Origin of the sequence: Geminicoccus sp. (assembly GCF_035556675.1) — a bacterium.
Taxonomy (GTDB): domain Bacteria; phylum Pseudomonadota; class Alphaproteobacteria; order Geminicoccales; family Geminicoccaceae; genus Geminicoccus.
Genome location: NZ_DATMFZ010000147.1, coordinates 1 through 19397, shown reverse-complemented (window position 1 = coordinate 19397; position 19397 = coordinate 1). Strand labels below are relative to the sequence as shown.

16 protein-coding genes and 1 pseudogene are annotated in these 19397 nt (G+C 68.1%); 9 read left to right on the top strand and 8 right to left on the bottom strand.

Annotated features, from left to right (window positions below):
- Positions 1 to 52: 52 nt before the first annotated feature.
- Together VNS22_RS11245 and VNS22_RS11240 are read right to left on the bottom strand one after the other, a co-directional pair.
- The gene (locus tag VNS22_RS11245; protein ID WP_325732417.1) at positions 53 to 997 is read right to left on the bottom strand and encodes an AEC family transporter; all 945 of its coding nucleotides are present in this window, start codon (positions 995 to 997) and stop codon (positions 53 to 55) included.
- 125 nt (positions 998 to 1122) lie between these two features.
- Complete coding sequence (locus VNS22_RS11240) at positions 1123 to 1281, bottom strand: hypothetical protein (protein ID WP_325732415.1); 159 nt, start codon at positions 1279 to 1281, stop codon at positions 1123 to 1125.
- Positions 1282 to 1400: 119 nt separating this feature from the next.
- On the opposite strand from VNS22_RS11240, the gene VNS22_RS11235 reads away from it, so the two are divergent.
- Positions 1401 to 2120, top strand: a complete 720-nt coding sequence (locus VNS22_RS11235) for a Crp/Fnr family transcriptional regulator (protein WP_325732413.1) — start codon at positions 1401 to 1403, stop codon at positions 2118 to 2120.
- 286 nt (positions 2121 to 2406) lie between these two features.
- Positions 2407 to 2610, top strand: coding sequence for a hypothetical protein (locus tag VNS22_RS11230; protein ID WP_325732411.1), 204 nt, complete (start codon positions 2407 to 2409; stop codon positions 2608 to 2610).
- Between the two features lie 103 nt (positions 2611 to 2713).
- On the opposite strand, the gene VNS22_RS11225 is transcribed toward VNS22_RS11230, so the two are convergent.
- On the bottom strand, positions 2714 to 3961 hold the full coding sequence (locus VNS22_RS11225; RefSeq protein WP_325732409.1) for a Zn-dependent hydrolase: 1248 nt from the start codon (positions 3959 to 3961) through the stop codon (positions 2714 to 2716).
- 211 nt (positions 3962 to 4172) lie between these two features.
- Between VNS22_RS11225 and VNS22_RS11220 the strand changes: the two genes are divergently transcribed.
- Complete coding sequence (locus VNS22_RS11220) at positions 4173 to 6359, top strand: esterase-like activity of phytase family protein (protein ID WP_325732407.1); 2187 nt, start codon at positions 4173 to 4175, stop codon at positions 6357 to 6359.
- Here VNS22_RS11220 and VNS22_RS11215 read toward each other — a convergent pair.
- The gene (locus VNS22_RS11215; protein ID WP_325732405.1) at positions 6309 to 6800 is read right to left on the bottom strand and encodes a DoxX family protein; all 492 of its coding nucleotides are present in this window, start codon (positions 6798 to 6800) and stop codon (positions 6309 to 6311) included. The two genes, VNS22_RS11220 and VNS22_RS11215, sit on opposite strands and share 51 nt — an antisense overlap.
- Positions 6801 to 6953: 153 nt before the next feature.
- Positions 6954 to 8387 carry a transglycosylase SLT domain-containing protein gene (locus tag VNS22_RS11210; protein WP_325732403.1) on the bottom strand — a complete coding sequence of 478 codons (1434 nt, stop codon included), beginning with the start codon at positions 8385 to 8387 and terminating at the stop codon, positions 6954 to 6956.
- Between the two features lie 190 nt (positions 8388 to 8577).
- Between VNS22_RS11210 and VNS22_RS11205 the strand changes: the two genes are divergently transcribed.
- The 5 genes from VNS22_RS11205 (at position 8578) to VNS22_RS11185 (ending at position 15042) form a co-directional block, all read left to right on the top strand.
- Complete coding sequence (locus tag VNS22_RS11205) at positions 8578 to 10095, top strand: sugar ABC transporter ATP-binding protein (protein ID WP_349261766.1); 1518 nt, start codon at positions 8578 to 8580, stop codon at positions 10093 to 10095.
- A gap of 13 nt (positions 10096 to 10108) precedes the next feature.
- A complete protein-coding gene (locus VNS22_RS11200; protein ID WP_414653342.1) occupies positions 10109 to 11086 on the top strand; it encodes an ABC transporter permease in 978 nt (325 codons plus the stop codon).
- Positions 11087 to 11100: 14 nt separating this feature from the next.
- Positions 11101 to 12084: an ABC transporter permease gene (locus tag VNS22_RS11195; protein ID WP_325732397.1), complete on the top strand. Its 984-nt coding sequence runs from the start codon at positions 11101 to 11103 to the stop codon at positions 12082 to 12084.
- Positions 12085 to 12122: 38 nt separating this feature from the next.
- Entirely contained in the window at positions 12123 to 13232 is a 1110-nt protein-coding gene (locus tag VNS22_RS11190) for a substrate-binding domain-containing protein (RefSeq protein ID WP_325732395.1), read from the top strand.
- A gap of 133 nt (positions 13233 to 13365) precedes the next feature.
- Positions 13366 to 15042, top strand: coding sequence for a sensor histidine kinase (locus VNS22_RS11185; RefSeq protein ID WP_325732393.1), 1677 nt, complete (start codon positions 13366 to 13368; stop codon positions 15040 to 15042).
- A 15-nt stretch (positions 15043 to 15057) separates the two neighbouring features.
- On the opposite strand, the gene VNS22_RS11180 is transcribed toward VNS22_RS11185, so the two are convergent.
- The 3 genes from VNS22_RS11180 to VNS22_RS11170 all read right to left on the bottom strand — a co-directional run bounded on the left by VNS22_RS11180 (position 15058) and on the right by VNS22_RS11170 (position 18529).
- Complete coding sequence (locus tag VNS22_RS11180; RefSeq protein WP_325732391.1) at positions 15058 to 16122, bottom strand: hypothetical protein; 1065 nt, start codon at positions 16120 to 16122, stop codon at positions 15058 to 15060.
- A 90-nt stretch (positions 16123 to 16212) separates the two neighbouring features.
- Complete coding sequence (locus VNS22_RS11175; protein WP_325732389.1) at positions 16213 to 17289, bottom strand: NAD-dependent epimerase/dehydratase family protein; 1077 nt, start codon at positions 17287 to 17289, stop codon at positions 16213 to 16215.
- A 205-nt stretch (positions 17290 to 17494) separates the two neighbouring features.
- Positions 17495 to 18529 (bottom strand): glycosyltransferase family 2 protein, encoded by a 1035-nt coding sequence (locus VNS22_RS11170; RefSeq protein ID WP_325732387.1) that lies wholly within the window; start codon positions 18527 to 18529, stop codon positions 17495 to 17497.
- A 557-nt stretch (positions 18530 to 19086) separates the two neighbouring features.
- Here VNS22_RS11170 and VNS22_RS11165 point away from each other — a divergent pair.
- Positions 19087 to 19397, top strand: a pseudogene (locus tag VNS22_RS11165) (hypothetical protein); the annotation flags it as partial.

The window sequence follows — 19397 nt, the reverse complement described above, 5'->3', positions numbered from 1 at the left end:
AAGCCCCTGAGGATTTCGACTGAGATCCGGGAAGGCCAGTTTCGTGCCGGCGTCAGACCGGCCCGACGAGCCATGACAGCGCGTAGAGCCAGCCCAGCAGCGTCGCGACCGACAGGAGCGTCGTGATCGAGACCGTGGCGGCGACCAGCGATTCCTGCACCTCGTACTCGCCGGCCAGGATGTACACCGTCTTCGCGGTGGGGACGGCAGCGCAGACGACGGCGGCGATCGTGTAGAGCGCGCCCAGGCCCGAGGCCATGCACAGGCCCAGGACGACCAGCGGCATGAACACGAGCTTCACGGCCGCCAGCACGATGGAGGTCGTGAGGTTCGCGCGGATGCCTTGCAGCGACAGGCCGAGCCCGATGGCGAACAGCGCGCAGGGCGTAAGCGCGGCGGCGAGGATGTCCAGATAGGCCGCCACCGGGGCCGGGATCGGCAGTCCCAGGATGGCCCAGGCGAGGCCGGCCAGGGTCGAGAGCACCATCGGATTGAGCAGGATCTGCCTGGCCAGCTGGGCCGGCCGGATCGTGCCTGCATCCAGGCCGCCTCCGGCACTTTCCAGCAGGACGACCGCCGCGGGGAACATCGCCCCCGCCACGAACACGGTGGCGATCGCCGCGGGCAGGACCGCCGGCTGGCCGTAGATGGCGTGCAGGATCGGCAGGGCGACGAAGCCGGTATTGGTCATGGCCGCGGTCATGCCGTGGATCGTGCTGCTGGCGAGATCCCGGGCCCGGCCGATGCGGACCGCCAGGAACACCAGCGCGAAGCACAGGAAGGAGCCGCCGCCGAAGGCCAGCAGGAAGCGCCACTCCAGGAGGTTGCGTGCCGGCTCCCGGGCGACCGTGACGAACAGCAGGGCCGGCATCGCGATGTTGTAGGCGAAATGCACGAGGCCGTCGGCCAGGCTGCGGGAGAGGTAGCGGAGCTGCCCCGCCAGCCAGCCAGTCACGATGATGGCGAATACGGGCAGGACCAGGTCGGCGACTTGCATCCCGTTCTTCTCCCTGATGTGCGCACCCGCCGCGCGACCGGTACCGGCACTGCCCAGGCCGGGTCGCCCGGGCTGCACGGGTCGTCATGCCGGCAGCGCCGGTGAAGCAGTGCATCCAAGGAGTGTCAGCCGGGAAAGGCCAGCGCCTTGCTGCCGAGCCGGCAATCATGTGCGCCATCCCGCCAGAGGTGATCACCGGCAGGCAAAGCAGAAGACAGATGCCGCAAGAGGAACGCCCGCTCTTCATGGGTAAGCGAGGACGCCGAAGCATGGCCGTCATGCATGATCATCATCCTGCCGTCACTGCCCATTTTGTGCGATAACGTACCAACCTCCCCCGCCGGGTGCCGGACTGCGGGCGAGGAAACCGTTTACGGCCATCGGCGAGGCGGGTGAGCGTACCATGGCGCTGAAGCAGTCGGCTGTCCGCAACCACCTGCTGACCATGCTTCCGGCCGAAGAGTTCGCAGCCCTGGAGCCCTTTCTGGTGCTTGTCGACCTGCCGGCTCGGCAGCTTCTCCAGCATCCGAACGAGCCGGTCGGGGCGCTCTACTTCGTCGAGAGCGGCTGGATCTCCCTGCTGATGGCCCTGCAGGACGGCAGCACGGTCGATATCGGGATGGTCGGCCGGGAAGGCATGATCGGCACGCCGCTCCTGCTCGGCTCCGACCGCTCCATCGTCGAGGCCATGGTGCAGCGGGCCGGCTCCGGCATCCGGCTCGACGCCCAGCATGCGCAGGACGCGCTGCGCGCCTGCCCGTCGCTGCAGCAGTTGCTGATGCATTTCGCGCTGGCGCTCATGACCCAGGTCGGCCAGCTGGTCGCCTGCAACCGCCACCACCCGATCGAGCAGCGGCTGATCTGCTGGCTCCTGATGGCGCATGACCGCAGCGACGACGACCAGTTGCCGATGACCCACGAAGCCCTGGCCACAACGCTGGGTGTCCGTCGTGCCAGCATCAGCCTGGCGGCCGGGGCGCTGCAGAAGGCGGACCTGATCCGCTACGCCAGCGGCCGCATCACCATCCTCGACCGGGCCGGCCTGGAGGCCGCGGCCTGCGAGTGCTACCGCGTGGTGGATGCAGAGTACCTCCGGCTGCTCGGCCGTGGTGTGGCGAGCTGAAGCCCCGCCTTCTGGAGGTTGGTACGCTACCGGACCGCTATCTGCGCATTTCCCGGCTAGTTTCCTCCCGTTGCTGGAGGAGGTTGGAATGGCGGCACAACATTGGAAGCCTCGACTTCCGGTGGAGCCGGAACAGTGTGATGTCGCTAGCGCCAGGGTGGACGAGATGCAGCGCACCGGCCTTGCACCATGGCCCGGTGGTCCATCCGCGCTACCGGCAAGTTCTCAAGATCAGCCCGATGCGCCAGCTGGCCGTCATGGCGGAGCCGTTCTGGATCCGGCAGACGTGCTGGCCGGACAGCTGATCGGCATTCCGGCGCGGCTCTCGCGCCGGAATGCCGATCTGTTGCGCCAAGTGGCCGAGACCCTGGGCGGAGGCGGGCCCAAGGCCGCGCGCCTGCGGGCGCTCCTCCGCAGCCTGGATCCCTTGTCCCCCAACGAGATGATAGCCGGAATGCGCGCGACCACCATGAGCCGTCGGCGTCACTGAGCAGGTCCGGCCGGTGCCAGGACGCCGGTTGTCGGGGCGTCGGACCCGATGACCGGCGTCCTGGCGAGGCCGGCAATGTCCCGCCTGATGGCAGACCCGGCCGTCAGCTCGCCTGCGCCATGGTCAGCACCGCGCGCAGCATCACCTCGCAGCCCGCCGCCAGGTCCTCGGGCTTGGCGGACTCTTCCTCGTTATGGGAGAGGCCGTCCTTGCAGGGGATGAAGATCATCGAGGTCGGCACCTTGCGCGCGGTATAGGCGCTGTCGTGGCCGGGGCCGCTGACGATGCGGCGATGGCGGTAGCCGGCCTCCTGCGCGGCGTTCTCGACCGCGGCGATGCAGTCCGGGTGGAACTGGACCGGCGGGGAATCCCAGAGCCGCTCGACCTGGAACGGCAGCCCGTCGCGGGCACAGGCCGCCTCGACCGCGGCGTGCAGGTCCCGCTCCATCGCGTCCACGGTCGCCGTCTCGGGATGGCGCAGGTCGACCGAGAACCAGACCTCGCCGGGGATCACGTTGCGCGACGGCTTGGCGATCTTGATCTCGCCCACCGTCGCGACCGCGGCCGGCGGGTATTTGCGGGCGATCTCGTCCAGCGCGATGACCACCTTGGACGCCGCCACCAGCGCATCCTGGCGGCGCGGCATCGGGGTCGAGCCGGCATGGCTCTCCTTGCCGGTGATGGTCACGTCCAGCCAGCGGATGCCCTGCACGCCGGTGACCACGCCGATCTGCTTGTCCTCGGCCTCCAGGATCGGGCCCTGCTCGATATGCAGCTCGAAATGGCACTTCCAGTCGGCCGGCCGGCAGGGCTTGTCGCCCTTGAAGCCGATCCTTGCCAGCTCCTCGCCGAAGACCTTGCCGTCCCGGTCCTTGAGCCCATAGGCCCAGTCACGGTCGAGCACGCCCGCCCACACGCCCGAGGACAGCATGGCCGGCGAGAAGCGCGAGCCTTCCTCGTTGGTCCAGTTCACCACCATCACCGGATGGTCGGTCTCGTAGCCGGCATCGTGCAGGGTGCGCAGCACCTCCAGGCCGCACAGCACGCCGGCCACCCCGTCGAACTTGCCACCGGTAGGCTGGGTGTCGAGATGGCTGCCGATCACCACGGGCGGCAGGTCGTCCCGCTTGCCCGGGCGACGGGCGAACATGTTGCCCATCTCGTCGACCTCGACCGTGCAGCCGATGGCCTCGACCCAGCGCTGGAACAGGAGGCGGCCCTCCTTGTCCAGGTCGGTCAGGGTCTGGCGGTTGCACCCGCCCTTGGGCGTGGCGCCGATCTTCGCCATCTCCATAAGCGAATCCCAGAAGCGCTGGCCATCGATGTGGAGATTGCTGGGCTTCTGGCTCATCGGCTCCCTCGCTCCCGACAACAGGCGGATCGGGCGAAGGGCTATGCCTTCGCAGGGACCTTGTCCAGACGGCGCCCCATGCGGGCTGTCGCGGTGCTGTCGCCGGACGGTCATGCGCCTGTCCCGCCCCCGGATCAAAACCCCGCACAGCAATGGATTTTCTTCAGCGTCGTGCGAGGGATCGGGCATGAGGGCCTTGAGGCAGCAACTGATGGTTGGCGCGGCCGGCGCCATCGTGCTGGCGGCAGCACCGGCCTCGGCCGCCTATTTCGAGCGGGTGGCGACCTTCCCCGTGTTCGAGAACCTGCCGGACGGCGTCGACCCTGCGACGGAGACGGCCGCGGAGATCATCGCCGCGACGCCGGACGGCATGACCCTGATCTACAGCGACAGCCCGAACGGGCAGCTGGGCTTCATCGACATCACCGACCCGAAGTCGCCCAGGCCCCTGGGGGCCGTGGCCATGGACGGCGAGCCGACCTCGGTCACCACGGTGGGCAAGGTGGCGCTGGTCGGCGTGAACACGTCGGAGAGCTACACTACACCGTCCGGCCATGTCGCGGTGGTCGATCTCGCGACCCGGGAGGTGGTGGCGCGCTGCGACGTGGGCGGCCAGCCGGATTCGGTGGCGGCCAGCCGGGACGGCAGGTTCCTGGCGTTGGCGATCGAGAACGAGCGCGACGAGGACGTGAATGACGGGGCGATCCCGCAGCTCCCGGCCGGATACCTGGCGATCCTGGACCTGGATGAGGACGGGGTGCCCGGCAATTGCGAGAGCGCCCGCAAGGTCGAGCTGGCCGGGTTGGCTGCGGTGGTGCCGGACGACCCGGAGCCGGAGTTCGTCGACGTGAACGAGGCCGGTGTCGCCGCCGTCACCTTGCAGGAGAACAACCACATTGCCCTGGTCGACCTCGCCAGCAGCAAGGTCACCGGGCACTTCCCCGCCGGGAGCGTCGACCTCGACCGGATCCCGACCTCCGAGGAGGCGCTGATCGAGCCCATCGGCAGCCTGAAAGCAGTGCCGCGCGAGCCGGATGCGGTCGGCTGGCTGTCGGGCGGCCGGCTGGTGACCGCCAACGAGGGCGACTGGCAGGGCGGCTCGCGCGGCTTCACCGTGTTCGACGATGCGGGCGAGGTCCTCTACGACAGCGGCAGCCTGCTGGAGCATGTCGCGATCCGGCACGGCATGTACCCGGCCAAACGCGCCAAGGCGAAGGGCAACGAGCCGGAAGGCATCGAGATCGGCACGTTCGGCGGCGAGGAACTGATCTTCGTGGGCTCCGAGCGGGCCAGCATGGTGACCGTGTTCGCCGACATGGGCAGGGACACGGCACCGGAATTCCGCCAGGTCCTGCCGACCGGGGTCGGGCCGGAGGGGCTGCTGGCGATCCCGGAGCGCAACCTGTTCGTGGTCGCGGCGGAGACGGATTCGGCCGAGGACGCGGTCCGCTCGAACGTGATGATCTACCAGTATGGTGCGGAGGCTACGTCCTTCCCGAGCATCGTGTCGGCGGAGGTGGACGGGGCACCGATCGGGTTCGGCGCGCTGTCGGGGCTGGCGGCGGCAGGGGATGGCCGGCTGTTCGCGGTGTCGGACGGTTTCTATGCCAGTGCCAGGATCTTCGAGATCGACCCGTCGCAGCGGCCGGCGGTGATCACCCGCGCGATCACGGTGACGAAGGACGGGCAGCCGGTCCATTACGACCTGGAAGGGATCGCGCTGAAGCCGGAGGGCGGCTTCTGGCTGGTGTCCGAGGGCAACACGGAGCGGGCGGAGAACCCGACCGAAAACCTGCTGCTCGACGTGGCGGCGGACGGCGCGGTGCGGCAGGAGATCGCCCTGCCGGAGGAAGTGGCCGGCCAGGCGATCCGGTTCGGCTTCGAGGGCGTCACCGTGACCGGCGAGGGCGGGAGCCAGCGCGTGGTGGTGGCGATCCAGCGGCCCTGGAAGGACGATGCGGCGAACGAGGCCAAGCTCGGCTTCTATACTCCTGCGAGTGGGGAATGGAGCTTTGCCCGCTATCCGCTGGACGCGCCGGCCGGCAAGGGCTGGGTCGGCCTGTCCGAGGTGACGGCCCTGGCCGACGGCCGCCTGGCCCTGATCGAGCGGGACAACCAGGGTGGGCCGGGGGCGGCCGTGAAGAAGGTGACCGTGGTCGACCTGCACGGGGTGACGCCGGCCCCGATCGGCCAGGATCTGCCGCTGCTGACCAAGAGCACGGCGTTCGACGTGCTGCCGGTGCTGCAGCGGACCCATGGCTGGACGATCGAGAAGATCGAGGGCCTGGCCCAGCTCCCGGACGGGAGGCTGGTCCTGGCCTCGGACAATGACGGGGCGGCCGATGCCCTAAGCGAGGCCGGCCTGTTCGACCTCGGCCCGCTGCCGGCGACTGAGTGACGGCTCGATCGGCCCGTCCTGCAGGGCGGGACGGGCCGGGGCGCGCTCGAGCGTGGATGCCCAGGCGACCACCATCAGCGCGCCCACCACGGTGATGTGCTCCATCACCACATAGAATTCGAGCGTGCGGAACGGCTCTTCCATCGTCCAGAAATGATGGGCGATCGGGATGGTCAGCAGGGTGAACACCGCGAGCATGCCGGCACCCAGCCAGGTCCAGCGGTTCAGGATGATCAGCGCCGATCCCGCCAGCTGCACGAGGAGCACGACGGTATTGTAGGCCACTGCCGGCTCCAGGCCGAAATGGCTCATCTCGGCGACGCCACCGGAAAAGTCGAGCAGCTTGGCCAGGCCGCTCATCCAGAACATCGAGGTGAGGACGGCCCGGGCCAGATAGCCGAACCACTGATTGCCGAGAATGACTTCGATCGCGCGTGGCATGAGTATATCCATCCGCATGTTCTCGCCGGGTATTTCCGGAAGAGAAGTCGTGCCTGGATAGCAGGACGCGACGGCCGGGCAGTGATCTTCAGCATAGGGTTCGGCCTGGCCGGCGCGGGACCAGGGCGGCGATCCGGATCGTACGCCGCGCGCTCAGATCGTCATCAGGCGGTAGGCGACATAGTATTTGTAGATGTTGCGGACATAGGTCACCGGTTCGCGACTGATCGCCCGGCCGGCGGCGATCTCGACATTGTTGAACCAGATGTCCGGATCGAAGCCGGACTTCGCCGCGCGCGTCCGTGCCCGCGCCACGTTGCGCGGCCCGGAATTGTAGGCGGCGAATGCGAACAGGAGCTGGTCCAGCCCGGCGATCTCCGGGTCGCTGAAATAGCGGTCGCGCAGGAAGCGCAGATATTTGACGCCGGCGTGGATGTTCGGCTCGAGCAGGTGGATGTTCTCGATGCCGACATTCCGGTCGGCCGCGGTCGCCGGCAGGATCTGCATCACGCCGATCGCCCCCTCGGGGCTGCGCTTGGACTGGTCCAGCCCGGACTCCTGATAGGCCTGGGCCATGATCATCAGCCAGTCGAACGAATACTCGTCCGCATACATCCTGATGAACTGCGCGACCTCGCGCAGCCGCTCCTGGTCCTCCGGGGAGAGGGCGTTGCGGATCCATTTGATGTTGTCGAGATACTTGCGGATGATGACGTTGCCGAGCAGCGTGCCCTTGGCATGCTCCTGCATGAACCGGTCGATCGCCCGGCGCAGCTTCGGGCTGTCCTTGCGCACTGCCCAGGCGATCTGCTGGTTCTCCCGCAGCGCGATGTCCTGGTGCACCGTGATCTGGTCCAGCACCTGCGCCAGGTAGTTGGCTTCCGGGTCGTCGGCGATCGTGGCGGGGATCAGGCCGACATTGACCATCTCCAGCAGGTCCTCGACCTGCAGGTGCTCGTCCGCCGCCACGACCGGAAACGGCTCCAGCCCGTCGGCCACCCGCCGGGCGTTCAGTTCCTCCAGATGCTCGAAGAAGCTGGACGAGCGCCGCACATGGACCGGCGTGCCCAGCATGTCCTCGGCCTGGTGGACCGCCGGTGCGGCGGGTCCGGTCACCAGTACCTCGCGCACGTCGTCGCGGAACGGGATGGAGAAGTCGGCGACGGCCGCGCGCTCGGGCGTGATCGTCAGGTTGCCGGCGGCGATGTCGGCCAGCCCCTCGTTCAGCGCGGGGAACAGGTCGGCGCGCGAGGTCGGCAGGATCACCAGCGTGACCTCGCTGCCCCGCTTGCCCAGCTGCGTGCGCAGCGACTTCTCGAACTCCACCAGCAGATCATAGGTGGGGCCCATCTGGTGAGGGCCATCGAAGAAGCAGGTCGCGAGTCCGAACGGCACCGCCACCCGGATGAAGCCGCGCGCCGCCATCTCGTCGAGATCGCCGGTCCAGGGGGTGAGCGCGTTCTGCAGAACCGGGTCGAGCTCGTCGACCGGGCTCACCGGGCCGTCCTCGGCATCGGCCCGGCCCGGCAGCGCCATGGCCATGGCGCCGGCGATGAAGACGCGGCGGGAGAGCGGCAGGAAATGCATGGTACGCGGCTCCATACAAATTGCGGGGCATTTGCCGCAAATGCGATCCTGCGCACAAGCCGTCCGACCACTCGATTCCCTTGACGGGTCCGGCAAGCTGCCCAAAGGTCCGGCAAACGGGAGGGCCAATGATCCGACTAATCGGGCGGGCGCACACGGGCGAAGCATTTCTGGCGGCCGGGCCGGTACGATGACGGCAGCGGTACCCCTGCTTCGCCTGGAAGGCATCGTGAAGTCGTTCCCGGGCGTGCGGGCGCTGCGGGGGGTCAGCTTCGACGTGCGGCCGGGCGAGGTCCATGCGCTGCTGGGCGAGAACGGGGCCGGCAAGTCCACCCTGATCAAGGTGATGTCCGGCGTGCACCGGCCGGACGAGGGCCGAATGGAGGTCGACGGCCGGCCGGTGGACTTCGGCAGCCCGCAGGAGGCCCAGGCTGCCGGGATCGCCGCGATCTACCAGGAGCTCCTGCTGTTCCCCGAGCTCTCGGTCGCCGAGAACGTGTTCATGGGCCATGCGCCCAGGCTGTCCTGGGGCGGCATCGACTGGGACCAGACCCGGGCGCGCACCGCCGAGATCCTCCAGTCGCTGGACATCCACGACCTGGACCCCGACGCGCCGGTGGGGGCGCTCTCGGTCGGCAACCGCCAGCGCGTCGAGATCGCCAAGGCGCTGTCGATGAACGCGCGCGTGCTGATCATGGACGAGCCGACCGCGGCGCTCACCGAGGCGGATGTCGAGCGCCTGTTCGGCATCGTGCGCCGGCTGCGCGAGCGGGGCGTGGGCATCATCTATATCAGCCACCGGCTGGTGGAGATCTTCGATCTCGCCGACCGGGTCACCGTGCTGCGCGACGGCGAGTATGTCGGGACCCATGCGGTGAAGGATGTCACCGAGCCGCAGCTCATCTCGATGATGGTCGGCCGGACCATCGACCAGCTCTACCCGCACCGCACCGCCAACCCGGGCAAGGTCGTGCTGGAGGCGAAGAATGTCGCCTATCCGGGTACGGTGGAAGAGGCGAGCCTCACCTTGCGCGCCGGCGAGATCGTGGGGTTGGCCGGGCTGGTGGGCTCCGGGCGCAGCGAGCTGGCGCAGATCCTGTTCGGGGTGACGCCGGCCAGTGCCGGGCAGATCCTGGTGGACGGCCAGCCGGTCACCATCAAGAGCCCCGCCGACGCCAAGCGGCTGGGCATCGCCTATGTGCCCGAGGACCGCGGCACCCAGGGCCTGATCCGGCCGATGCGGATCCGGCACAACGTGTCGCTCGCAGTGCTCAAGGAGCTGGCACGGTTCTTCTTCATCGACCGGGGCAGGGAGCAGGAGCTGGCCCGGCGCGACATCGAGCGGTTCAAGATCCGGGCCAGCAGCATGGACCAGGTGGTCGGCAAGCTGTCCGGCGGCAACCAGCAGAAGGTGGTGCTGGCCAAGTGGCTGGCGACCAGGCCGCGCATCCTGATCCTGGACGAGCCGACCCGCGGCATCGACGTGGGTGCCAAGGCCGAGATCCACAAGATCATGAGCGAGCTGGCGGCACAGGGCATGGCGGTGCTGATGATCTCGAGCGAGCTGCCGGAAGTGCTGGGCATGAGCGACCGGGTGCTGGTCATGCGGGAAGGGCGCATCGTCGCCGGGTTCGACCGGGCGGAAGCGACCCAGGAACGGATCGCCGCTGCCATGATGCGCTCCGCCCAGCAGGAAAGGGCCGCCTGACATGGCCGCCACCATGGCGCTTCCCGCCCGCTCGTCCGCCGGCAGCCGGCTGCGCCGCTTCGTGTTCAGCCAGGAAGGCATCCTGCTGATCGCGATCGTCGTGCTGTTCGTGGCGGTCGGCGCCTACAACCAGCGCTTTTTGTCCGCCAACAACCTGTCCACGATCTTCCTGGGCAACGCCTATATCGCGGTGGCCGCGATCGGCATGTCGATGGTGATCGTGTCCGGCAATATCGACGTGTCGGTGGGCTCGCTGATCGGCGTGCTCGCCACGATCTCGGGCACGATCGCGGTGAGCGGCCTGCCGCTCTGGCTGGCCTGGACCCTGCCGATCCTGGCGGGCATGGCGATCTCGGCGGTCAGCGGCTGGCTGGTGGCCTATCTGCGGGTGCCATCCATCGTGGTGACGCTCGGCATGCTCTCGATCCTCAAGGGCGGGCTCATCAGCGTCACCGAGGGGGCGTGGATCAACAACCTGCCGGAAGGCTACCATCTGGCGCAGCTCCGCCCGCTGGGCGTGCCGATGGCGGTCTGGTTCATGATCGTGCTCACCGCACTGGCCGCCTTCTGGATGCGCTATTCCGGCTTCGGCCGTTCCATCTATGCGGTGGGCGGCAATGCCGAGGCGGCGCGCCTGGCCGGCATCGACCGGGCGCGCACCGTGTTCATCGTGTTCGTCATCCACGGCTTCTTCGCCGGGGTGGCCGCGATCCTGTTCGCCACCCAGCTCTCGGTGATCCAGTCCACCGTGCCGCCGAACCTGGAGCTGACCGTGATCACCGCCTCCGTGGTGGGCGGGGTCAGCATCCTGGGCGGTACCGGCACGGTGATCGGTTCGACCCTGGCGGCGATCCTGATCGCGGCGATCGGCTCGTCGCTGGTCTTCATCAACGTCTCCCCCTACTGGCTGCGCGCCGTCCAGGGTCTCCTGATCCTGCTGACCGTGCTGGCCGACCTCGCGCGCCGCAGGAAGCGCGCGCGGCATCGCTGACCGAGGTGACGCGCATGGCATCCGCAGTCGCGGCCCCCGGCCACCAGGACCGTTACGCCGGCCTGAAGCGCCACGAGGTGATCCTGCTGTTCGTGCTGATCGCGGCGATCGCCGTGCTGGCGTTCCGCTCCGAGCAGTTCCTGACCACCGGCAACCTGCTGAACCAGGGCCGCCTGCTGGTCGAGGTCGGGCTGATGGCCCTGCCGATGACCTTCATCATCATCACCGGCGGCATCGACCTGTCGGTGGGCTCGATCATGGGCCTGTGCGCGATCCTGCTGGGCGTGTTCTGGCAGAAGCTCGGCCTGCCGCTGGGGGCGGCCATCGCGCTGGCGATCCTGATGGGTGCGCTGGCCGGCTTCGTGAACGGCTGGTTCATCACCCGCGTCGGCGTGCCGCCGCTGATCATGACGCTCGCGACCCTGGCGCTGTACCGGGGGCTGGCGGAAGGGATCAGCCAGGCCCGCTCGGTGCGGGGCTACCCGGACTGGTTCTTCGGCCTGGGCCAGGGGGAGCTCTGGGGCGTGCCGACCCAGATCTGGCTGCTGCTGTTCTTCTTCGTGATCAGCGCCATCGTCCTGACCTACACCACGTTCGGCCGCTCGCTCTACGCGATCGGCAACAACGAGGTGGCGGCGCGCTTCTCCGGGATCCCGGTCGATCGGATCAAGATCGCGATCTACACCATGTCCGGCCTGATGGCCGGGCTCGCCGCCTGGGTGTTCGTGTCCCGGGTCAGCACCACCCGTTCCGACATGGGCACCGGCCTGGAGCTCGACGTGATCACCGCGGTGGTGCTGGGCGGGACCAGCATCTTCGGCGGCACCGGCACGATCCTGGGCACCGCCCTTGGCGTGGTGCTGATCCAGCTCCTCAAGAACGGGCTGGCGCTGTCGGGGGTGAAGGGCGACGGCACGATCGTGGTGATCGGGGTCATCCTGATCCTGTCGATCCTGCTGAGCGACCTCTTGCGCAGGCAGCGCGGCGCTGAGCATTGATTTCGTCTCGTCGATCCGAGGGAGGTAGAAGAATAGCGATGAAGAAGACCCTGTTCACCCTGTTGGGCCTGGGCGTACTGCTCGGCTCGACCAGCGCCATGGCGCAGAGCGCGTGGGATGGCGGCGACGACCTGCCGACCTCGCCGCTCGCCTGCGACGGCACGCCCGGTACGGTCGCCGCCAAGGACTATGACGGTGCCCAGCCGACCAATGCCCCGGATCGGGCAGGCAAGCCGATCACCCTGATCGACATCCCCAAGCTGATCGGTGTGGGCTATTTCGGCGCCACCACCAAGGGCATGCAGGAAGCCGCCAAGGAACTCGGCAACGTCGAGGTCACCACGGACGGCCCGACCAAGGCCAATATCGACGAGCAGATCACCTTCCTCGACAACTACATCACCCGGGGGGTGGACGGCATCCTGTTCGCCGCCAACGACACGGTCGCGATCGCGCCCGTGCTGAAGAAGGCCCTGGAAGCCGGCATCAACGTGATCGGCTACGACAGCAACTCGACGCCGGATTCGCGCGAGTGGTTCGTCAACCAGGCTGAGTTCAACGGCGTTGCCAAGTCGCTGATCGACAACATCGCCAAGGAGATCGGCGAGGACGGCTCGTTCGCGATCGTCACCAGCACCTTCACCACGCCGAACCAGGCCCGCTGGATCGCCGAGATGGGCGCCTATGCGGCGCAGTGCTACCCGAACATGAAATGGCTGGAGACGGTCGAGGCGCAGGAGGACAACATCCTGTCCTTCAACCAAGCCTCCACCCTGATCAACAAGTATGGCGAGGACCTGGACGGCATCTTCGGCATGACCAGCATCGCCACCCCGGCGGCGGCCGAGGCGGTGACCCAGGCCGGCATGTGCGGCAAGATCGCGGTGGTGGGCCTGGCCACGCCGAACGCGATGCGGCCCTACGTCAAGGCCGACTGCGTGAAGTCGGTGGTGCTGTGGAACCCGGTCGATCTCGGCTATGCCGCGGTCTATGCCGCCCGCGCCGCGGCCGACGGCAAGCTGAAGCCTGGCTCGACCGAGCTGGAGGCCGGCAAGCTCGGCAAGCTCCAGGTGGTCAACGGTTCCGAGATCCTGCTCGGGCCGCCCTTCGTGTTCGACAAGAGCAACATCGACGACTTCGACTTCTGACGGTCGGGTTTCTGCCCGAGAACGATGACGGGAGCGGCATGGGAGGGGTATCCGGCCCTTCCCGTGCCGTTCGGCTTAAGGGAACGCTGCCCGTCCGGGGTGATCGGCTACCCTGCCGCGCCGGAGCGACTTGATGACCCTCAGGCTGCGGCTGATCCTGCTGGGGCTGCTGTCCTTCCTGCCGATGGCGGTTGTGGTGCTCGTCCTGCATCTGCAGCTGCGCACCGCGCGCGAGACCGAGGCGCGCCAGACGGTCACCCGCCAGACCCAGCAGGCCGCAGCCGAGATCAGTCGCATGGTCGACGGCATGAAGGCGCTGCTCAGGGCCGTTGCCGCGGCGCCCCGGGTCCGCCAGTTCGACCAAGCCGCCTGCATCGCCTATCTGGACGAGCTGCTGGATGACCGGGTGCTGGGTGTCGATGCGCTCGCCGTCTTCGACCTAAAAGGGCAGCGGCACTGCGTCGGCATGGGCGACCGTGCCGCCGGCCTGAACAGCGTGGCGCTGCGCCAGGAGGCGCTGCGGGCGAACGACTTCGTGGTGGGCGCCTATACCGAGGCCGGACCTGCCAAGGCGATCCTGCCGTTCGCCCTGCCGCTGCACGACGCCGCCGGCAGGCCGCTCGGCGTCGTGGCCGCGAGCCTGAGCTTGTTCCATCTCAACAACGAGCTGCGCAACTGGCCATTGGCCCGGGGGAGTGCCGTCACCATCGCCGACCGGGACGGGGTGATCCTGGCGCGCACCCCGCTGCCGGAGCGGTTCGTCGGCACGCCTATTCCCGAAGCGTACCAGGACTGGGTCCATGGCGCGCTGCCGGGCACGGAGGAGGCACGGAGCCAGGACGGCACGATGCGCCTGATCTCCTATGTCCCGGTGGCACTGTCGCCGGAGGGGCTCTACGTGAGCACCGGCATCGCGACGGAGACGCTGTTCCGCGATGTCGACCGGGCGACCATGGGCACGCTGGCCATCATGTCGGCTGGCCTGGTCGTGATGACGCTGGGCGTGGCGATCGGTGCCCGCCTGTTCATCCGTCGTCCGGTCGACCGCCTCCTGCGCGCGGCGGAAGGCTGGAGCGCCGATCCACCCGACCCGCCTGATCCGCCCACCGGGCGGGACGAGTTCAGCGAGATCGGACGTGCCCTGCACCGGATGGGCCAGGCGTTCGCCACCCAGCGCCGCCGGGAGGCGGAGCACCAAGCCGACCTGCGCACCCTGTCCGACGAGCTGAGCCACCGCATCAAGAACTCGCTGATGATCGTCCAGGCGATCGTCATGCAGGCCCTGCGCAACGCCAAGGTGGAGCGGAGCGTGCAGGAGCGGATCGAGGCGCGGCTGACGAGCCTGGCCCGCTCGCACGAACTGCTGATGCGCGGGCAGTGGCAGGGCACGCGGGTGGACCTGATCGTGGCCCAGGCCCTGGAACCGTTCGGCTACGAGCAGCGGACCGGCGGGCGCTTTGCCATCGAGGGCCCGGTCGTGCGCCTGCCGGCACGCCTGACCCTGAGCGTCGGCATGGCGCTGCACGAGCTTGCGACCAATGCCAGCAAGTACGGCGCCCTCTCGGTCCCGGAGGGCCGGGTCCGGATCGACTGGCAGGTGATCGGCGGCCGGGAGCCGCGGCTCCGGCTGCGCTGGCAGGAGAGCGGCGGACCGCTTGTGTCCCCGCCGACCAGCCAGGGTTTCGGCACCCGCCTGATCCAGCGCTGGCTGGGGCCGCAGCTGGGCGGCGGGGTCAGGCTCGACTTCGCGAGGACGGGGGTCGGCTGCACGATGGAGATCCAGCTCACCGACCCGCCCGAAGGCGGCTGAGCCGGCCAGAACGGGTCAGGGCCGGGCCGCCACCTCGGCGACGCTGGTCTGGCCGTTCAGGATCGCCGCGATCGTGCGCGCCATGGCGCTCGGGCCCGCCACCTCCTCCCACCAGCGCCGGCTGGCCAGGTGCAGTTCCTCCAGCCGTGCCGGTGCCGCCAGCAGCGCCTCCACCGCCGCCTCCAGCTCCGACCAGCGTTTCAGCCGAATCGCCGGTGCGGAGCGGTAGAACCAGAAATCGGGCAGCGGCTGGCAGATCACCACGCAGCCCGCACGCATCGCCTCGAAGAAGCGGTGGGTCTCGGGCGTGGTGCCGCGCGGTGCCACGCAGATCCGCGTGTCCATCAGCCGGCGGGCATAGGCGTCGCCGGGATCGCTCGGCCCGGCCTGGTAGGTCTGGTTGACCTGCAAGGAGATCGGCCAGTCGGGGTGGAACGCCTGGAGCCGGCGCAGATTGGCGACCATCTCCTGGCGGGCGCGGCGCTTGGGCAGGTTGGCTAGGCGTGGATAGAGCGAGAACCGGCCGACTGCAGCATTGTCGAGGCTGCCGGCGAACCAGATGAGGTGCGGGCGCTCCGCGATCGGCTTGACCGGCAGCTCGTGCTGGCGGGCATAGCCCAGCGGGATGGGCAGGGTACGCGCCTGCACCGCCTGGTGCCGGCCGGGCCCGATCCGCCGCACGATGCGCAGGTCCTGCAGCCGGTTGCGCGCCACCCGGGTCCGGTCGAGCATCCAGGGCAGGTCGGCGCGGAACGGCTCCACGGGCTGCGGGCGCATCCCGTAGGCCTTGAGGATCAGCCCGGCCCGCTCGTAGCGCCAGGGCGTGAGCGAGCGTTCCTCGCCATACATGAACACGACGCAGTCCCCGTCCAGGTCGGGGATGTCGTGCTTGCCGTCATAGGTGATGTACCAGCGCCGGCCGGTGATGCCATGCTCGCGGACCAGGCGGCGGATGATGTTCAGGAAATATTCGTAGCGTTCGCCGCTGGCGGTCTCGTCCGGATCGATCTCGAGCTGGTAGCGCTGGCCGCCGATCCGGATGTTGCCGACGGAAAGGCGCTCGGGACTGGGGACGGGCATCGGGCAGACCATCGTCGTTCCGCCGGTCGCGGTGCGGGACCGGCACCCGTACCGACTATAGGAAGCCTGGCTGCCGAATTGAAGCCAGGCTCAGACCGCCTCCGGCACGGCATAGGCCTCGTGATAGGCGCGCATCGTTTCCAGCAGGATCTCGGGCAGCGTCATGGTCGGGGTCCAGCCCAGCAGACGCTGCGCCTTGCCGATGTCGGGCATGCGCCGGTCGCAGTCCTCGTAACCGGGCCCGTAGAACCGCTCGGCCGGCACCGTCACGATCGGGTGGTCGTCGAATCGCCGGTCGCCGGTGATCTTCGCATAGGTCCGGCGCATCAGGTCGGCGAGTTCGGCCATCGTCACCTCGTTGTGCGGGTTGCCGATGTTGAACGCCTGGTTCTGTGCTGCGGCCGGCCGCTCCAGCATGCGCCGGATCGCGTCCACCGCCTCGTGGATCGAGACGATCGTCCGCCGGGCCTGGCCGCCGTCGACCAGTTGCAGCGGCTGGCCCGACATGAGGGCCGCCATGAAGCAGGCCAGGACGCGCGGCACGCCGTCGCCGTCGCGGCTGGGGATATAGTCCATGCGCGGGCCGAAGAAGTTGAGCGGCCGGACGATGGTGAAGGGCAGGCCGTCCTCGGCATGGTGGGCATAGACCAGCCGCTCGGCCATCTGCTTGGCGCAGGCATAGGACCAGCGCTGGTTCTGGATCGGCCCCATGACCAGCGGGGTCTCGTCCTCCCGCAGCTCGTAGAGGTCGGGATCGTCATAGGTGCCGGCCGGCAGGTAGCTGGCGAGCGTGCGGCCATAGACCTCGCTGGTCGAGAAGCTGACCAGCCAGCGCCGGTACTTCGCGCAGAGCTGGATGACCGGATAGACGTCGAACAGGCTGGCGTGGATGACGCTCACCGGGCGGGTGTTGTAGTCGGACGGGTTGCAGATCGCGGCGAGGTTGATCACCACGTCGCACTCCCGCACGGCCCGCTCGACCTCGACCAGCGCTTCCGGCGAGTTCGCGACGCTGCGGTGGAAGGTGAAGCGCGGATTGTCCAGGTGGCCGCGGATCTTGCGGTCCTCCGGGTCCCAGCCTTCGATCAGGTAGGATTCGTCGCCCAGGAGATTGTCGAGCAGATGGCTGCCGACGAACCCGCCGCAGCCGAGAATGACGACACGCACTGACCCATATCCTCCGTGGCCGTGCCCAGTCCGATCACGTCATGCCGGATCACGACCGGAGAGCACCGCCTGCTAATATTCCGCGCATGGTCGCGCGGCTCCGGCCAAGCCAACTACTCCTGTTCCCGGATTGGCTGCAAGATGTCTTCCATCTTGCCAGATCTGTGGCCCAAAAACTTTGGTCGCTTCAGAGTTTATACAGCGGTTACTTGTCGCTTTTTCCGGATGAATCGGGCTCGGCCCCGGCCAGCCGGCGATCCGCATCCACAAAGGTGTGACCGGGCGCCGCTCCGAGCAGCCGGGTCTTCACATTCTCGGCGACGCTCACCAGCTCCGGCAGCGCCACCGAGGCCAGGTCCACGCCGGCACGGATCAGGTTGTAGTTGGTGAACCACCACCGAGCCAGGACCAGGCGGCAGCGCCGGCGCTCGGCCGCCGGCATCGGCACATTCCGGACGATCTTGGCGTACTCGGCGAACAGGCGCAGGGTCGGGAAGCTGAGCTGGCCGCGCTTGGAGGTGTCGTGCCAGCTCAGCCGGTCGCGGGAGCTGCGCACCGCGCGGGTATATCGGTTGGGGTGCTCGCGCATCTGGTTGAGCGGCTCGTTCACATGGATCAGCCGGCCCTTCAGGGCCATGTAGGCCAGGAATGCCCGGTCCTCGCCATGGAAGCTGCCCTTGCGGTTGCCGAGCCAGGCGGCCCGGCGGAAGGTCGCGAAGATGTCGACCACCGAATGGGAGCGCAGCACCAGCGTGGCGAAGCGCGCGGACGGGCTCGGCAGGTCGGCATCGGCCAGCACGCTCTCGTAATTGGCGAGGCGCTGGCCGTTGCGGCCGATATACTCCACGAGGCTGTTGCACAGGACCGCGCTCGAATCCGCCTCCAGCGCCGCGGTGGTGGCGGCCAGATAGCCGGGCAGGATCCGGTCGTCATGGGCCAGCCACTTGAAATAGCGGCCCCGCGCCTGGTCGAAGGTGCGGTTGTAATTGGGGATGGCGCCGAGGTTGCGCTCGTTGCGCAGGTAGACGATGCGCGGGTCCTCTGCCGCGTGGTCCCGGCAGATCTGCTCGGTCCGGTCGGTGGACGCGTTGTCCGCGATCACGAGCTCCAAGTCCGTCAGGGTCTGGCTGCGCACCGAACGGATCGCCTCGTCGAGATAATTCTCGCCGTTGAACACCGGGATGCCGACGCTGACGAGGGGGGGCCGGCCGTTTCCTTCGCGGTCGGGACGCTGCGTCATTGCTCACCTATCAGAATGCGGAACGGCGCCCGTTGCTCTCCCCGGGTGCAGCTGCTTGCCGGGAAGGATAAGCGTAGCGCCTACGTGAAGCTTCAGGCACGCCAGGGATACGTATTGGCAACTCACGTTCACGCCAGCGAGAGGGTGCTTCACAATCGCAGTATCCAGGTGTGACACGGCAGCAAGTCCCTGAGCCGCTCCACGAGTACAATATGATCAGCGGCAGGTTGTGCGGGTGTTCCAGTTTGTCTGCAGCTGCTGAAGAAGAAGTTTTTCATTGCAGCCATTCGTTACTGGTAACGAACGTTCACGTCATCGTGCGTCAGGCGTGAGGTGTCGGGTCTGTCATGGCAGTGTGACGGTGCGGAGGGTAACACCTTCGGCAGTGCGACGCGAAACGCGCGCCAACTTGAATTCTCAGAGTGGGTACCATGACTGTCATCTACCACGAGTCGGATCTGTCGGATGACGACCGGCGGCCGCTTCTTTATGCTGGAGACCTCTTTGTCTTCACCCCGCGGCCGTCTACTCTGAAGCTGGTCGAGCACGCGCGGGCGATGATTGAGGAGACCTTCGGCGATGACCCGACCCATGCCCAGTTCGGCATGCCGGTCGAGAAGTTCGTCGAACTGGGAGGGCCGCTCAAGCCGGCCTTCATCCACCATCCACGCACCAAGGAACTGATCCGCGACGTGGTGGCCGATCTCGGCTGCTCGCTGGAGGAGACCTACCTCGACGTGCCGCGGCTGCGCCTGGCGACCTCCAACGGCTATCTGACCGCCGGCGTGGGCTACGCCTTCCACCCGCACCGGGACACCTGGTACTCGGCGCCGATGGCCCAGCTGAACTGGTGGATCCCGATCTACGA

What these genes read in the sequence shown, in the direction of transcription:
- VNS22_RS11245 (WP_325732417.1), bottom strand. Translation starts at nt 997, where the DNA reads ATGCAAGTCGCCGACCTGGTCCTGCCCGTATTCGCCATCATCGTGACT.
- VNS22_RS11240 (WP_325732415.1), bottom strand. Translation starts at nt 1,281, where the DNA reads ATGCATGACGGCCATGCTTCGGCGTCCTCGCTTACCCATGAAGAGCGG.
- VNS22_RS11235 (WP_325732413.1), top strand. Translation starts at nt 1,401, where the DNA reads ATGGCGCTGAAGCAGTCGGCTGTCCGCAACCACCTGCTGACCATGCTT.
- VNS22_RS11225 (WP_325732409.1), bottom strand. Translation starts at nt 3,961, where the DNA reads ATGAGCCAGAAGCCCAGCAATCTCCACATCGATGGCCAGCGCTTCTGG.
- VNS22_RS11220 (WP_325732407.1), top strand. Translation starts at nt 4,173, where the DNA reads ATGGTTGGCGCGGCCGGCGCCATCGTGCTGGCGGCAGCACCGGCCTCG.
- VNS22_RS11215 (WP_325732405.1), bottom strand. Translation starts at nt 6,800, where the DNA reads ATGCCACGCGCGATCGAAGTCATTCTCGGCAATCAGTGGTTCGGCTAT.
- VNS22_RS11210 (WP_325732403.1), bottom strand. Translation starts at nt 8,387, where the DNA reads ATGCATTTCCTGCCGCTCTCCCGCCGCGTCTTCATCGCCGGCGCCATG.
- VNS22_RS11205 (WP_349261766.1), top strand. Translation starts at nt 8,578, where the DNA reads ATGACGGCAGCGGTACCCCTGCTTCGCCTGGAAGGCATCGTGAAGTCG.
- VNS22_RS11200 (WP_414653342.1), top strand. Translation starts at nt 10,109, where the DNA reads ATGGCGCTTCCCGCCCGCTCGTCCGCCGGCAGCCGGCTGCGCCGCTTC.
- VNS22_RS11195 (WP_325732397.1), top strand. Translation starts at nt 11,101, where the DNA reads ATGGCATCCGCAGTCGCGGCCCCCGGCCACCAGGACCGTTACGCCGGC.
- VNS22_RS11190 (WP_325732395.1), top strand. Translation starts at nt 12,123, where the DNA reads ATGAAGAAGACCCTGTTCACCCTGTTGGGCCTGGGCGTACTGCTCGGC.
- VNS22_RS11185 (WP_325732393.1), top strand. Translation starts at nt 13,366, where the DNA reads ATGACCCTCAGGCTGCGGCTGATCCTGCTGGGGCTGCTGTCCTTCCTG.
- VNS22_RS11180 (WP_325732391.1), bottom strand. Translation starts at nt 16,122, where the DNA reads ATGCCCGTCCCCAGTCCCGAGCGCCTTTCCGTCGGCAACATCCGGATC.
- VNS22_RS11170 (WP_325732387.1), bottom strand. Translation starts at nt 18,529, where the DNA reads ATGACGCAGCGTCCCGACCGCGAAGGAAACGGCCGGCCCCCCCTCGTC.